Raw genomic sequence first — 14422 nt, 5'->3', positions numbered from 1 at the left:
TTAGAGCATTAGAGCATTAGCCTGAATTAGCGAGCGACTGCACCACCGAGATCTAGATTGGTTGGCCATTTGGTTACGGTGTTGCCGCCCAGATAGATGTTGCCTTTGACTGTCATGGTCTCGGGGAATGTTGTAATCCCAGAACCGCCTATATAAAGGTCGCCGTCAATCACGATCCCGTTGGGTAACTCGGTTAAAGGAGTGCGGATCACGCTCAGATCGCCTTTTACTCTAAAGCCATTCGGTAGCCTTTCCAGTGGAGTGTCGGTGAGGTTGATAAAGCCGCCCACTCTTACACCTCTTGGCCAGCTGGTGATTTGGCTGCCAATCAAGTCGACGTAACCTTTTATCTTAACCCCGCTCGGGACTCGAGCGAGTTGGCTGTTAGAGCCTTTAAGGCTGCCGTTCACTTCTAACCCTTTGGGTAGGCGTGTGATCGCAGTATTCTCTATATTGAGATTACCATCTACCACCAAGCCAGTTGGAAGTGATGTATAAGGCTTATTTCGTAGATATAAGTTTCCGTAATTATCGAGATGGTTCAATATTTGATAGTGATCGAGTGGTTCAGCACTGACATTTGTTATGGTTAAGGAACCAATAATAAGTGCAATTATTCTGAGCATAACAGGATTCTTATTACGATAGACGCTTACACTATAATGGAAAAATTAATCTCGCATAGTGTTTTACCCATTTGGCGGTAGATTAACGAGGAATGGAGCAAAGATGATAGGTAAATTAATGATTAGAGTAAATATACGAATTATTAAGGTCTTTCTGATAGCCGCTTCAGTGTTTGGCTCAATGTCTGCGAGTGCCAACAAAGTAATTTCAACGCCCGGTAAAGCTGCGGTGGTGGTGACACAAGGCGGTCAACAGCAACGAGTTTGTTATTACGATGACAAGGCTTATAGCATTGGGGCTGTGTTAGAGGTGGGGGGCGTAGTGATTCAGTGCGCTGCAGAAAACGATTTTGAGCAAAATGGGTCACTGGCTTGGGTTCAATTAAAAAAAGACGAGTAATTCACTCGTCTTTTAATAAGCATATAAATGCTTATATTAACGCGCTAGAGAGCGAGTCTTAAGTTCAAAAATAATCTTCTCAGCGCTAACTTCAAATTTAAAGCGAGCGTGCAACTCTGTGCTTTCTTCAGTCATCTCTGATGCTTCGAACTCAACGTTGCTAGACACTTGTTTAGCAAGTTCAACATACTTAGCAAACTCAGCTTCAATCAGTGCTTTTGAGTTTCCGTAAACCGTTACTTCAGCAACATCGTCGCCTTCTTTAATGATGAACCCGATTTCGCCTGCACAGCCGCAAGCCTCACATACATCGTTGTTACCAATATCTTGGCTCATAAATAATCCTCTTACAAAGTCTGAGGTTATTCTAACGAGCAATTTGAACTGTATCTACAAAAATTAAAACCTTTGAACTAATTTATACTGGTATGCTATGTTGTTTGTTAAGGTGTTTGATGAATATCTATATTCGCGCCGCCAAATATGTATGTGATTTACCTCACGTTTTGTTGAAAAGGAATGTTATTAATATGTCAGAATATCATTCACTTAGTTGCGCCAGAAATGATTTTATAAGACTATCTATCGCTTGATAGGTATTTATACAATGAATTTTTCGTTGGGTATTTCATATTCTAAGTCGTTATTTAAACTTATCGACTTAGGATTGTAAGGTGATTTTCGAAGAATAATTAGACAAAGTGTCCAAAGAGGCATCACTGTAAAATTGTTCGTACATAGTATTTGTGTGAATTTAGTTATAAATACTTGCGAAAAAATACCTTGCTCACATAATGCTGATAACGATTTTCATTCTGACTTCATTTGATTGAGTTAGATGGATTTACAAAGAGAAGAGCCTGAATATGCCAAAGCGTAGTAAAGAAGATACAGAAATCACGATCCAGAAAATCATGGATGCCGTTGTAGACCAGCTACTAAGATTGGGTTACGACAAGATGTCATACACGACGTTGAGTCAACAAACGGGTGTTTCTCGTACAGGTATAAGTCATCACTTTCCAAAGAAAACGGATTTTACTGCTGCTCTAGACGGTCGTATTTTCAAGATGTTCATGGAACACATTGACTTCGAAAATGGCCTTGACGCATTTTCAGCTAGCTGGGTTGCAGCACTTGAAGACGCTGAGTTCCTAGCAATCTTACGTTTACTTTTCCATCATATCGTTACTGCTGAGAGCGCACATGAGTTCGCTGCAAACGGTATTGATCGTCTATACAAGCTGACTGAAACTCAGTTTGGCGATACTAGCGGTAAAGAACTAGAGTGGTTGATTGGTAAATCATTGATTCGTATGAGCCAATAATCAGCACTCAATAAAAGAAGCTCCTGCGGGGGCTTTTTTTGTGCCTGCCGTTTCACTTCTTGTGCGTTTTTCTCTCAATCCCACACCGATGTTGCTGTTTGCTGAATGATGTTATTTCTTTTCTTTTTATATGCTTACGCCCGCGGCTTGTTTTTCTCTTCAGTGTTAAAAGCTAAGTAACCCTAACAAGTAGAGTTCATTTCTAGAGCCTCAAATGTTCAAGGTGAGTCGTTTTGGTGCTTGCTGTTGTGGTTATTAATAAAATTGAGTTTAAGCTGAGAGAGTGGCTGTGAGCCAATAAAAAGCCCCGAACAAATCGAGGCTTAGGATTACGTCATTGTTATCAAGAACGAATACTCAAAACGAGTCGCTCCTTAATCGGACTTATTGTGCGGGGTGAACCTGAGGGAAGCTCATGGTTGGGTGTTTTTCTACGATACTTTTGTAACCATACACATCTTCTATCATCGAAGGTTTCAGTGCATCCCAAGGCTTGCCATCACACACCAAATTGCCATCTTTCAATACCACCAATCGATCGGAATACTGCGCGGCTAAGTTGAGATCATGCAAAACCACGATAACCGCGGCATTGTGGTTATCGGCTAATTCTCTCGCAATCTTTAAGGTGTTGTGCTGGTGGGCAAGATCCAGTGCAGAGGTTGGTTCATCAAGCATCAAAATACATTGGTCACCAGAGTGGTGAAGCTGAGTTAATACTCGAGCCAAGTGCACTCGCTGCTTTTCACCGCCTGATAGTGAAGGGTAAAGCCTTTCACTCAGGTGAGTCACATCAGCAACATCCATTTTTTGGCTAGCAATGCTAGTTAGTTTTTTGTTGGATTCTTGCAGAGGAATCCCACCAAGCTCGACAACTTCATGTGCCAAGAATGGGAAGGTCAAGGTGCTGTGTTGAGGAAGCATAGCAAGGTGCTTAGCTAACTTTTGAGAAGGCCACTTGTCTTTGCTGTGTCCAAAGTATTGAATATCGCCGTTGCTTGATATCTCTTGGCATAAAGCTTTAAGCAGCGTGCTTTTACCTGCGCCATTTGGCCCAAGCAGTGTAGTTACCTTTCCCGCTTCAATCTCAATAGAAACGCCATCTAATATCACTTTACTGCCGAACTTCACTTCGATATCGGTCGCTTTTAAAGCTGAAGGAAACATTAAAGGATTCTCCCTTTCTGTTGAAATAGTAGATATAAGAAGAATGGGGCACCGATAATCGCAGTGACAATACCTACAGGTAGCTCTGCCGGAGCAAGTACCACACGTGAGAACATGTCTGCGGCGGTTAGCAGCAGTGCGCCTAGTACCGCTGATAGTGGCAACAGAACTCGGTGGTCAGGGCCTGCCAACATGCGACCTAAATGTGGGATAACCAATCCAATAAAACCAATCATGCCAGACAGGCTAACTGTGATACCAACGCCCGCAGCCGTCAGTAGAATCAGCTTTCGTTTCAGCTTTTGAACTGGGATACCAAGGTGTTGCGCTTCTGACTCGCCCAGTAATAGAGCATTTAGAGACATCGCTTGGCGGTAGAAAACAACAAACAAGCCAACGAGCGTGACAGCTGCCAGCAAAATTCCTGACCACTTAGCGCCCGCCAATGAACCCATCGACCACAATGAAAGATCGCGCAGCATTTGGTCATCAGCAATGAAATTCAAGAAGCCAATACCTGCGCCAGAGAGCGCACTGATCGCCACACCCGCCAACAACATGATGGTGACAGAGGTGCCGAATTTACCTGTACCCAGCTTATACACCAGCAGCGTGGTTAAAGCGCCGCCAAGAAAAGCGAACACAGGAACCGCAGCAAAGTTCATGAAAGCAGGGTATTGAAGCGATAGCTCAGAGAACAAAACGATAGCCAGTGCAGCACCTAATGCTGCGCCCGCAGACACACCTATGATGCCAGGTTCTGCAAGTGGGTTTCGAAACAAACCCTGCATCACTGCACCACACAAGGCGAGGATCGCACCAATCAGCATGCACAAGATGGTTCTAGGTAAGCGGATCTCTTGAATCACTAAGTTGATGTGAGGTGCTAAGTCATTGTTTGGTTTAATTAAGCTTGTGGCGCTGTCCGCTAAGCTAATGTTCATTGGCCCAACAGTGATCGAGTACAGCGCGACAAAAGCTAGGGTTGCACCTAGAGCTAACATCGACGTTTTCAGTGGGACGGAGCGTAACAACATAAAGGGCCTCAATATCTATCGCTAACTTCGACCTCCTTCAACAACAGCGTGAGTCAGTTGGTGAGGGAAGCGAATTAGCGATAGCAGAAATAGGGTGGTTGAGTTATAGCGGGTAGATAAGTGCGTTTAGACGCTTTGCTTCAGAGAGGCTTTCTAGGCCAAGCCCGCCAACCAAAGCACTGCCATTTACGGTAATGATTTGCTTGTTCATACCTGCAGGCGTTGCCGCTAGCATAGGCAGTGATTTCAGGATGGCATCTGCGCCGCCCATTTTTTGATAACTACGGCCGCTTACTAAAATGACATCAGGTTGCATCTCAACGAGTGATTCCATTGAAAGTGGCTTGTAAGACGTTAAGCTCTGAGCGGCAGGGTTGATACCGCCAGCTAACTCGATGATTGCGTTTGGTGATGTTTCACCGCCAGCAACGTTGGCAGGGCGACCTTCATGCAGCAACAGGAATAGAACTTTCTTCGCTTCGTTGCTTGGTACTTGGTTCGCTTTCAGTGCTGCGATCTTTTGATTCACATCGGTTTTCACTTGCTGCGAGTGGTCTTCGGTATGGGTGATCTTTGCGATTTGGTCGATACGCTTTAATAGCCCTTCCACGTTTGCTTCAGTGTTAACAATCTCTACATCGACGCCTGCCGATTTTAATTGAGAGATAGCGTTGTCTGGTCCCATTTCATCCGAGCCAATCAATGTGGTTGGCTCTAGGGCGAGTAGACCTTCAGCAGACAGGTTTCGGTGATAACCAATCTTTGGCAGGTTTTCTGCTTGAGGAAAGTGGCTGGTCACATCAATCGCGACTAGCTGCTCTTCAGCACCTAATGCCAAAACCAATTCAGTAACGGCACTACCGGCACTGATGATTCGAGGTTGTTCAGCGTCGTTGGCCATTGCGGGTGCGCTAAGTGCCAGGCTCATAGCGGCAACTGAAAGGAGATGTGTCTTGGTCTTTAATTTATTGAGCACGTTTAAGTTGTTCATAATAAGTTCTTTATATTTTCTTTTTGTATCGCGAAGATACTCAGTGAGCAGTCCGTTCGCATTGTGAGTTCGAATCGATAGAGAGGCTTAGTTCTGTCTATTTGGTCTTAGCTATCAGGAGCCAAATTTTATAAACGCTAGGCCTCATAAAAATTGAGTGTTGTTCTAGCCATCGTCCGTGAGCAGTTGAGTCGCTGGTATTCCGTTCTCTTGAAGGAATGAAAGCAACTTCACTAGGTTTTCAACATTGGCGGCTTTATCCGCGCCAATGATGATCGGTTTTTTATCCGTTGAGCCTGTCTCTTCTAACAAGGCAATCTTGAAGTTTTCCCAGTTGATATACTCTTGGCCGTTAATCGCCCAGTAGGGGGCATGGTCTAGGATGTTGACGCTAATCGAGTCTTTGTGGACTTCAGAAACGTTTTTAACATCCGAGCTTGGTAGCTCAACTTCTAGCGATTCCAGCTTTACCGATGCCGTAAGCAGTAGAAAAACCATCACGATAAAAATGATGTCGAGCAGCGGTGTTAAGTCTGGCGCTAGGCTCTGTGTGTGAGATGAGTGGGGCGTTTTAATCATGCTTGACTCACATCACCGATAGAGGTTTTGTTGATAGGCTTACCTTGAGTATCATCAGACTGATTGGTTTGAATCGACATGCCTTCTAGCCACACATTCACATAGTTCAATGTATGCTCCAATTGAGCCAGCACTCGATCGGCCCATAGCCCTAGTAGCTGAGCACCAGAAATAGCAGGAAGCGCAATCATCAAACCTGCTGCTGTGGTTCGCATTGCTAATCCAAGACCGTCTGCCAAATCATTAGGCGTGATGCTGCCTGTTGTCGCGGCAACGCCTTTAAACATCTCAATAAGACCAAGTACCGTACCAAGCAAGCCGATGAGTGGGCTGATCACGCCGATCAAACCAAGCAGTCTTAAACCTGCATGAAGCTGGTGGCGTTTTTCTTGTAGCCAGATCCCAGCGGCATCTTCACGTAACCCTTTTGAGAAAGAGTGGTGAGCAAGCAACATTGACACGCCCTTGTACAAGAGCGGGCGTTTACCTGAAATCGACTGAGCAAGCGCTTCAATCTCTTTGCTGTTGGTTGGTGAAATTTGGTTAAGCTCACGACGAATAGCACGTTTGCCCACACCAATGCTGAGCATGACTTGGAAGACACGTTCAGCGATGATCATTGCTGTTAATGCTGAGCAGATAAGAAGAGGCCAAGTCATTAAGCCAAGTTGATCTTGTAAGTAACTGATTTGTTGCATGATTAATCCAACCTAAAACGAACAGGTATTTGTACTCGGTGAGCAATCGCTCGACCATTGACAGTGTGAGGTGAGAATTTCCATTGTTTAATGGCATCTAATGCGGCGTTATCGAGCATTAGCGCGCCTGATGAATTTACTAATGCTTGTTTAATTTGTTTGCCTTCAGCGTCTAGCCAGATCTCATAAGTCGCGACACCTTCAACGCCACGACGTCTTGCTTGGCGAGGGTAATTCGGTGGGGTAGGACGCGCAGAGAACGAAGGCTTAGTGACTAAAACCGGCTCTTGGTTTGATACGCCTTGATTTACTTCCTGAGGCTGGTTGGCAGACTCGTCCATATTCTTATCGACTTTCTTGTCGGCCAGTTTCTCTGGTTGAGTGGCTGGTTTTGGGCGTTCTTTCTTAACTACCTTTTTCTCAGTTACTGGTTTCTTTTGAACCGGCTTCTTCTCGACAACCTTTTGCTCAATCACTTTTTTCTCAACTTTCTTTGGTTGAGGTTTATTGGTGATCGCTTTTTTCTTTGGGGTTGGCTTAGCTTGCTTTGGCTCAACCGTTTTTGGTTCGGCTTGTGAGACGGTTTCTTTTATTGGCTCAGGTTTAACTGGCTCTGTGATTGTTTTTTGCTGAGCTTGTGAAGGAACGCTCTTAGGAGTGAAGTTGATCGATACCGTGTTCGATTGGCTACCTGCAGGCATCGCAAATACTTTGGATTCTTGAGCGACAAACAACAACGCGGCATGAATCACTAACGATGCACCGCCTGCAATAACATATCTAGGAACGTTCACACTCAATCCTTTACCAAATCCAAAATCTGTATCGGATTATTGCTTAGAATCTAAATAAGATCAATTATCAATTGCATTACCATTTGCGTCTATTTATGATTATTTCAGTTTTAGCGAATAGTCTTCCAGACTTTGCTATGTAAGTGTTTAGAGAGATTATATGAGTCTTAATATCTATAAGTATGACGAATCAGTCTTGGGTATTTCTAGCCCTGATCCGCTTCGTTTTGCGTTTGCTAAAAAGCATTCTGCCCATGCCGGAGGAAGTTCAATTCCGGTCGACCCGAGCAAGAAGTTGGAGCTCTTTGATGAACTGATGTTAAGTGAAGGGCAAAAACAGGATAAACGTTGCTTGTATATCCATATTCCTTTTTGTCGTGTGCGTTGTACGTTCTGCAATTTCTTCCAAAATGCCGCCAGCCGTAAATTAGTCGATGAGTATTTCGATGCGCTGATGGTTGAGCTAAAGCAAAAAGCCAAAACGCCATGGGCTCAGTCTGGACTATTTCACGCCGTCTATATTGGTGGCGGAACACCTACCGATTTGTCTCCTCAACAAGTAGAGCAGTTAGGCAAGGCTATTCGCCAATATTTCCCACTAGCGAACGATGTTGAGATGACATTGGAAGGGCGAATCAATCGCTTTGGCGACGAGATGTTTGATCGTACGCTTGAAGGTGGCTTCAATCGTTTCTCATTCGGTATTCAAAGTTTCAATACTCAAGTTCGACGCAGTGCTAAGCGCTTGGATGACCGAGAAGTGGTGTTGGAACGTATCAGTGCTTTGAGCCGCACTGAACAAGCTCCGATCGTTCTTGATTTGTTATACGGATTACCGCACCAATCTATGGAAGTGTTCCAACAAGATTTAGAAGACTACATGTCTACTGGCGCACACGGCATTGACCTCTACCAACTGATCGTTTCGGGCAATGCTCCTATGCTGAATCTCGTTGAGAAAGGAAAAATCCCACCACCGGCCAATACGCCAGATAAGGCGAGTATGTATTTGGCGGGTGTTGAGTTCATGGCAAAAAATAAAGTGAAGCAACTGAGCGTGAATCACTGGACTCGTGATAATCGAGAACGCAGCATTTACAACAGCTTAGCGAAAACCTATGCCGAAGTTTTGCCGATTGGTTGTGGCGCTGGTGGCAACATTGGTGGTCATGGTGTGATGCAGCATCGAACTTTAGACAGCTACATGGAGTCTATAAAGCAAGGTCAATTGCCTATAGCCATGATGACCAAGCAAAGCTCATTAGAGCCAAGCTTCTCTTCATTGAAGGCAGGTTTTGATTCTGGTGTTGTTAGAAGAAGCACATTACCGACCTTTATGGGGCAAGATACGTTCGACTACCTAAAACCTTTGTTCGCACATTGGGAAAATAACGGTTTAGTTGAGCTTTCGGAAGATTATCTGAGCCTGACTATTGCTGGCAGCTTTTGGGCGGTAAGCCTAGCGCAGAGTGTGATTCAAGTGCTTAACGCTGAATACCAAGCTATGCACCCAGCGCCTAAAGCGTCAGGTTCGAGCGTACACCCGCATGCAAGTTTGAAGCCCGCTTAATATCGAATTTTTAGTTTATAACTTACTCGTTTATACGGAACATATTCAATGACAGATACAACATTAGAAATGACAGAAACTCTAGAACAACGCGTAGCTCGAATTTTAGAAGAAGAGCCAAAACTACTGCCAACAGCAATTGCTGAGAAGCTAGGTGTTTCAGAGGTTGAAGTGGTTGCTGCTTTTCCAAACGACATGGCAGTAATGCTAGATGGCAGACGTGCTCAAGAGATTCTAGAAGGTTTAGTGGGTTGGGGGCCTGTGACCACTATCGTGCATTCATTTGGTTCTATCTTTGAAGTAAAAGCGCCATTCCCGAAAGGTAAGGTAGCGCGTGGTTACTACAACCTAATGGGCAAAGAGGGCGAGCTTCATGGTCACCTTAAACTTGATAACGTTAAACATATCGGTTTGGTGAGCAAGGCGTTCATGGGTCGTGAAAGTCATTACTTCGGCTTCTTCAGTGAAACCGGTGAGAACATTTTTAAGATTTACCTAGGCCGCAACGAAAAGCGTGAGCTTATTGCCGACCAAGTAGAACGCTTCAAAGCGTTAAAAGAACAAGCTTAAGTACAGTCAATAGTAAATAATCAGCAGTAATCTGACATAGGGTTGCCAACTGGCTTAAACAAGACATCAATGCTCGAGGATCGTTTAGTTCGCTAATGATCGCTCAACCTCGGGCAAAAATAATAAATCAGAGAAAGTGAAGAAAGGAATTACCCATGGAACAGCAAGTAAAACAAGAACGTCTACAAGGTCGCCTAGGTCCAGAAATTAAAGAGTTTCGCCAAGAGCGCCGTACCCTTCAACTTGCAACGGTTGATGAAGAAGGTCGCCCGAACGTAAGTTACGCACCTTTCGTTCAGAACCAAGAAGGTTACTTTGTTCTAATTTCTGATATTGCTCGTCATGCTCGCAACTTGAAAGCGAACCCTCAGGTCTCTTTGATGATGATTGAAGACGAAGAGAGCTCGAAGCAACTTTACGCACGTAAACGTTTAACGTTTGATGCTCAAGCAAGTGTTGTGGAGCGTGAAACGGAACTTTGGACTCAAGTGATTGGCCAGATGCAAGAGCGTTTTGGTGAAATCATTGATGGTTTGAGCCAACTTCAAGACTTCTCTCTGTTTAACCTTAAAGCTGAGAACGGCCTGTTCGTTAAAGGCTTTGGTCAGGCATACCAAGTGTCAGGCGACGATCTGGTGGATTTCGTTCACCTACAAGAAGGTCACAAAAAAGTATCTAACGAGTAATCTCGTTTAATCGATTTCTTTAGGAGCCCTCCAATGTGAGGGCTTTTTTATGTCTAAATCAAAGAGTTTGGTATATTGGCGTTTGATGACTATTTATATGTAAGGATCGGTACGTGAAACCAGTAAGTCGAGATTGGGACGAGTTCTGTTACCCGTTTATTTATGAAGACAGTCCTATCTGTGATTTTGAGATTTTGTCGGATGAACTTTGTTGCCGAGTTGGATTGGTGTTGTCTTTAGAGCTAGAGCCTCAGGTTCGTGAGATCCTGCAACGCTTGCAGCCAAACATCTACCATTTGAATGGCTCTGTGCGCGGTAAGCTTGCCATCACCGAGTCTGAATTGGTCGAGCTCAAGCAAGATTATCATCGTATCCGTGAGCAGTTAGAAGGGGGGGTTAAAGGCTTTGTCTTACCCGGTGGACACCGAGTGTCTAGTGAACTTCACTTGTGTCGTTGTCAGGCTAAGAAAGTTGTGCGAGCTTTGGTGAGTATTGAACATCATGAAAGCAAAAAGTCGCCAGACCCGATTCTTTTTAAATACGCCAACCTAGTCGCGAACACTCTCTATGCATTGGCCTCTTTTACCAATCATGTGAATGAAGTCGAGGAAGTGGAATTTGTGAGTAAGAGCTACTCTATGCCGAAAAAGTCTATGCCAGAAAACAAAGACTAACGGTTAGCTCTATTCTTATTAAGATTTGAAGAAAGAAGAGACTAAGAAGCTAAACCATTGAGCACTATGCCAGGTTTAGCTTCTATAACAGAGCCTAAGCAGCCGTAGAGGCGCCGTTTAAGACTTTTGCGCCGCGTAGCATAGCTTCGATTAATTCACCCGCGTTGAACTTCTCAAGCGCTTCATGCGCCCCCACCTGATTAGCACGGTCGACACAGATCTCACTGGACAGTGAGGTATGCAAAATACAGTAAGCGTGACTTAAAGCGCTGTCGTTTTGCACTTCAAATGCAAGCTCATAACCATCTAATCCCGGCATCTCGATATCACTCACCAGAAGATCAATGGCATTGCCAGCGCTGGCTTGGCGTCGCATTAGGTCGATGGCATCTAAGCCGTTGTTACATATGCTGTAAGGGATGTTGATGCTGTCTAAGGCATCAGATAACTGTTTACGTGCAATCAAAGAGTCATCCACTAATAAGATGTTCAATGCTTTGAGGCGTTCCCTTTCTACATCGGTCAGCATCGGGATATGAGCATTCTCATAAGCTGGGTAGATCTTAGAAAGCAGCAGTTCCACATCGAGCATTTGCACAATACGGTCTTCGAAACGTGTAATACCGGTAACAAACACATTGCGACCCACACTGGTGGGTGGAGATTCAATACTCTTCCAGTCGCATTCAATAATTTTATCAATCGAACGAACCAAGAACGCCACAACTGTTCTTAAACAGTCGGTGACGATGAGTACACAATCTTGGTATTCAGCGGGTGTTATCGGACGGAAGCCAATCGCAGCGGACATATCAATCACAGGAACTGTAAGGTCGCGGATAGTCACTGTACCAATCACGTGATGATGGGAGTAGGGGATCTGAGTCATCGGCTGAAAAGGGACGATTTCTCTGACCTTAAGCGTGCCAATCGCAAAACTTTGAGTGAGGGATAACTTGAACATCAACATTCCCTGTGACTGACTCGCTTTACTGATCGGTTTGGCCATAAGTGGCTCCTACTTAATACGCGCTTAATTTATAAGGATTAATTTAAAGGGAAATGGAAGCCGCAGCAAGTCGCGATGCGGTTTTAATGACCTTTAAGGCAGTTGTTTTCGGTTATAGAGTGAAGAATAGCGGTTCTTGGGTTAAAATCACGCTAAACGCTGGCTGTCGATGAATTTATGTCGATAAGCCGTTAGCGGCAAACAGATTTACAACAATCAGTTCATTCACGATGTTCTAAGCAATCGTCGTAAGTAAACTGGCAGCAACAAACTGAGAATTATCATGGCAAGAACAGCAGCAGCGCTTCATATTTTGGTGAAGCATAAAGAACTAGCAGAAGACATCATGACGCAGCTTAAAAAGGGCGCTAAATTTCAAACGCTAGCGAAGAAACATTCAACCTGTCCATCTGGTAAGAAGGGCGGCGACCTAGGTGAGTTCAAAAAAGGTCAAATGGTGCCTCAGTTTGATAAGGTTTGTTTCTCTGGCGAGACGCTTGTACCACACCTTGTGAAAACAAAATTCGGTTGGCATGTGGTGAAGGTTCTTTACAGAACTTAGTCATAAATATGTGTTAGATTGAATAAAAGGAGCGTATATACGCTCCTTTTTTGTGACTTTTGTGCGCGTTTTAAAGCACTACGGTTGAGTGTTCATCCCAGACGTTATGCGATAATTGGTGCTACGCCCTCAACCATCCACCGTGAGTAATTGGTAGGAGGAGGAGGGTTTTTAATGAGTAACTCATATAATAAATACCATCCTTAAGGAAATTTATGCAGCTTTGCCTTTTAGCCTTTGTATTTATCTAGAAAGCTGTAAACGAGTTTGGTAGGAGAACAACATGGAGAGTTCAGCTATGTTAAGCAATCCAGCGACAGATGTCATATTGCATGCCTTTGACTGGTGCTACGCTGACGTAATGAAGAACGCCCCACTGATCCAAGAGTTGGGTTATAAATCTGTTTTAGTATCACCGGCGATGAAATCGCTGCGCGGCCCTAAAGGTTGCGATCGAAATTCTGGTACTCAATGGTGGCAACGCTATCAGCCCCAAGACTATCGTGTGATCGATAATCAGTTGGGTGACACACAAGATTTTAAAGCGATGGTCGACACGTTAAAGCGACATGGGCTTCGTACTTATGTGGATGTGGTGTTTAACCACATGGCCAACGAATCGGGTATCCGCGGTGATCTAACGTATCCCAATCAGCAAGACATGGCGTCTTATCAAAAAGATGCTGACTATTATGAATCCATACGTTTGTTTGGTGACCTTTCTGAGCCTCTTTTTGATGAGAACGACTTCGTGGAAGCGTTTGGTATCAAGAACTGGAAAGACACGTGGGAAGTGCAAAACGGGCGTATTACCGGTGGCGCCAGCGATCCTGGCCTGCCAACGCTACTCGATAACGATAATGTGGTGGCACAACAAAGAGCCTACCTAAAAGCACTGAAAGAGATTGGTGTGAAAGGATTTCGCATTGATGCGGCAAAGCATATGACACTGGCACACCTACGCAAGGTGTGGACGGATGACATCTGCGAAGAAATGCACATCTTCGGTGAGATCATTACCGATGGCGGCGCGACAGAAGAAGAGTATGAGCTGTTCCTTGAGCCTTATCTTAAACACACTCGCTTAGGCGCTTACGATTTCCCGTTGTTCAACACCATCTTCAAAGCATTTGAAGAGCAGGGCAGCTTTAAGTCTTTGATTAACCCATACTGTTTTGGTCAGGCTCTGTCGAATATGCGAGCGATCACGTTTGCGGTCACTCATGATATTCCCAATAACGAGGTGTTTTTGGAGCATGTGATGGATGAAGTGGATGAGCGATTGGCTCATGCTTTCATTCTTGGTCGAGACGGCGGTGTGCCGCTTGTTTACAGTGAACTGAGCACCAGCGGTATTCTGGACAAGAGCGGTCAGCCTCGTTGGCTTAACGACTGGCAAGCGCCTTACATGAAAAGCATGATTCAATTCCATAACCATGTTCATGGCGAAGCGATGCGTGTGGTTGAAGCGAATGATGATTTGTTGGTGTTTGTCCGTGGCGATAAAGGCATTGTGGTGATCAACAAGTCGAAGCGAAGCAAAACAGCCTCATTAAATTGGACTGGTGCGGTAACCGATTTACTGTCGGGTGATGTGTTTGAATGTGTTGGTAAGGATTTAACCATCAAGGTGGAATCGAACCAATGTATGATGTTAACGACGAATGAATTGAAGCCTGTCACGAGTTAACTTGGATAGACTTGAAAGAGAAGCCCCGCTTACTGGCAATC

17 protein-coding genes are annotated in these 14422 nt (G+C 44.5%); 8 read left to right on the top strand and 9 right to left on the bottom strand.

Annotated elements, in window-relative coordinates:
• Nucleotides 1-26: 26 nt before the first annotated feature.
• Nucleotides 27-626, bottom strand: coding sequence for a hypothetical protein (locus AB4486_RS00740; protein WP_017062763.1), 600 nt, complete (start codon nucleotides 624-626; stop codon nucleotides 27-29).
• 103 nt (nucleotides 627-729) lie between these two features.
• On the opposite strand from AB4486_RS00740, the gene AB4486_RS00735 reads away from it, so the two are divergent.
• Nucleotides 730-1026, top strand: coding sequence for a YnjH family protein (locus tag AB4486_RS00735; protein ID WP_017067955.1), 297 nt, complete (start codon nucleotides 730-732; stop codon nucleotides 1024-1026).
• Nucleotides 1027-1062: 36 nt separating this feature from the next.
• Here AB4486_RS00735 and AB4486_RS00730 read toward each other — a convergent pair whose 3' ends face one another.
• Nucleotides 1063-1362: a YfcZ/YiiS family protein gene (locus tag AB4486_RS00730; protein ID WP_017062761.1), complete on the bottom strand. Its 300-nt coding sequence runs from the start codon at nucleotides 1360-1362 to the stop codon at nucleotides 1063-1065.
• A gap of 530 nt (nucleotides 1363-1892) precedes the next feature.
• On the opposite strand from AB4486_RS00730, the gene AB4486_RS00725 reads away from it, so the two are divergent.
• Entirely contained in the window at nucleotides 1893-2354 is a 462-nt protein-coding gene (locus tag AB4486_RS00725) for a TetR/AcrR family transcriptional regulator (RefSeq protein WP_004731875.1), read from the top strand.
• A gap of 384 nt (nucleotides 2355-2738) precedes the next feature.
• Here the strand turns inward: AB4486_RS00725 and AB4486_RS00720 are convergent, their stop codons facing one another.
• The 6 genes from AB4486_RS00720 to AB4486_RS00695 form a co-directional block, all read right to left on the bottom strand.
• Nucleotides 2739-3521, bottom strand: coding sequence for a heme ABC transporter ATP-binding protein (locus AB4486_RS00720; protein ID WP_017062759.1), 783 nt, complete (start codon nucleotides 3519-3521; stop codon nucleotides 2739-2741).
• Nucleotides 3521-4558, bottom strand: coding sequence for an iron ABC transporter permease (locus tag AB4486_RS00715; RefSeq protein WP_017064312.1), 1038 nt, complete (start codon nucleotides 4556-4558; stop codon nucleotides 3521-3523). The genes AB4486_RS00720 and AB4486_RS00715 overlap by 1 nt, the downstream gene beginning before the upstream one ends.
• 103 nt (nucleotides 4559-4661) lie before the next feature.
• Entirely contained in the window at nucleotides 4662-5549 is an 888-nt protein-coding gene (locus tag AB4486_RS00710; protein ID WP_017064313.1) for a hemin ABC transporter substrate-binding protein, read from the bottom strand.
• Between the two features lie 165 nt (nucleotides 5550-5714).
• Nucleotides 5715-6128, bottom strand: a complete 414-nt coding sequence (locus AB4486_RS00705; RefSeq protein WP_017064314.1) for a biopolymer transporter ExbD — start codon at nucleotides 6126-6128, stop codon at nucleotides 5715-5717.
• Complete coding sequence (locus tag AB4486_RS00700) at nucleotides 6125-6826, bottom strand: MotA/TolQ/ExbB proton channel family protein (protein WP_017064315.1); 702 nt, start codon at nucleotides 6824-6826, stop codon at nucleotides 6125-6127. The genes AB4486_RS00705 and AB4486_RS00700 overlap by 4 nt, the downstream gene beginning before the upstream one ends.
• Before the next feature lie 2 nt (nucleotides 6827-6828).
• A complete protein-coding gene (locus AB4486_RS00695; protein WP_017062754.1) occupies nucleotides 6829-7620 on the bottom strand; it encodes an energy transducer TonB in 792 nt (263 codons plus the stop codon).
• A 160-nt stretch (nucleotides 7621-7780) separates the two neighbouring features.
• Between AB4486_RS00695 and hutW the strand changes: the two genes are divergently transcribed.
• The 4 genes from hutW (at nucleotide 7781) to AB4486_RS00675 (ending at nucleotide 11120) form a co-directional block, all read left to right on the top strand.
• Complete coding sequence (gene hutW, locus AB4486_RS00690; RefSeq protein ID WP_372116177.1) at nucleotides 7781-9190, top strand: heme anaerobic degradation radical SAM methyltransferase ChuW/HutW; 1410 nt, start codon at nucleotides 7781-7783, stop codon at nucleotides 9188-9190.
• A 48-nt stretch (nucleotides 9191-9238) separates the two neighbouring features.
• On the top strand, nucleotides 9239-9760 hold the full coding sequence (hutX, locus tag AB4486_RS00685) for a heme utilization cystosolic carrier protein HutX (RefSeq protein WP_136974678.1): 522 nt from the start codon (nucleotides 9239-9241) through the stop codon (nucleotides 9758-9760).
• Nucleotides 9761-9915: 155 nt separating this feature from the next.
• Nucleotides 9916-10446 (top strand): heme utilization protein HutZ, encoded by a 531-nt coding sequence (gene hutZ / locus AB4486_RS00680; RefSeq protein WP_004731858.1) that lies wholly within the window; start codon nucleotides 9916-9918, stop codon nucleotides 10444-10446.
• 113 nt (nucleotides 10447-10559) lie between these two features.
• The gene (locus tag AB4486_RS00675) at nucleotides 10560-11120 is read left to right on the top strand and encodes an ATP:cob(I)alamin adenosyltransferase (protein ID WP_017062752.1); all 561 of its coding nucleotides are present in this window, start codon (nucleotides 10560-10562) and stop codon (nucleotides 11118-11120) included.
• A gap of 94 nt (nucleotides 11121-11214) precedes the next feature.
• On the opposite strand, the gene AB4486_RS00670 is transcribed toward AB4486_RS00675, so the two are convergent.
• Nucleotides 11215-12129 carry a chemotaxis protein gene (locus tag AB4486_RS00670; protein WP_017062751.1) on the bottom strand — a complete coding sequence of 305 codons (915 nt, stop codon included), beginning with the start codon at nucleotides 12127-12129 and terminating at the stop codon, nucleotides 11215-11217.
• 280 nt (nucleotides 12130-12409) lie between these two features.
• On the opposite strand from AB4486_RS00670, the gene ppiC reads away from it, so the two are divergent.
• On the top strand, nucleotides 12410-12691 hold the full coding sequence (gene ppiC / locus AB4486_RS00665) for a peptidylprolyl isomerase PpiC (RefSeq protein ID WP_258185064.1): 282 nt from the start codon (nucleotides 12410-12412) through the stop codon (nucleotides 12689-12691).
• A gap of 283 nt (nucleotides 12692-12974) precedes the next feature.
• The gene (locus AB4486_RS00660; RefSeq protein ID WP_372098512.1) at nucleotides 12975-14381 is read left to right on the top strand and encodes an alpha-amylase family glycosyl hydrolase; all 1407 of its coding nucleotides are present in this window, start codon (nucleotides 12975-12977) and stop codon (nucleotides 14379-14381) included.
• Nucleotides 14382-14422: the final 41 nt, after the last annotated feature.

The organism is Vibrio sp. 10N.222.55.C6 (assembly GCF_041473395.1).
In the GTDB taxonomy this organism is placed as follows: domain Bacteria; phylum Pseudomonadota; class Gammaproteobacteria; order Enterobacterales; family Vibrionaceae; genus Vibrio; species Vibrio crassostreae_C.
The sequence above is the reverse complement of the archived record's forward strand: the minus strand, read 5'-3'. Positions and strand labels throughout refer to the sequence as shown.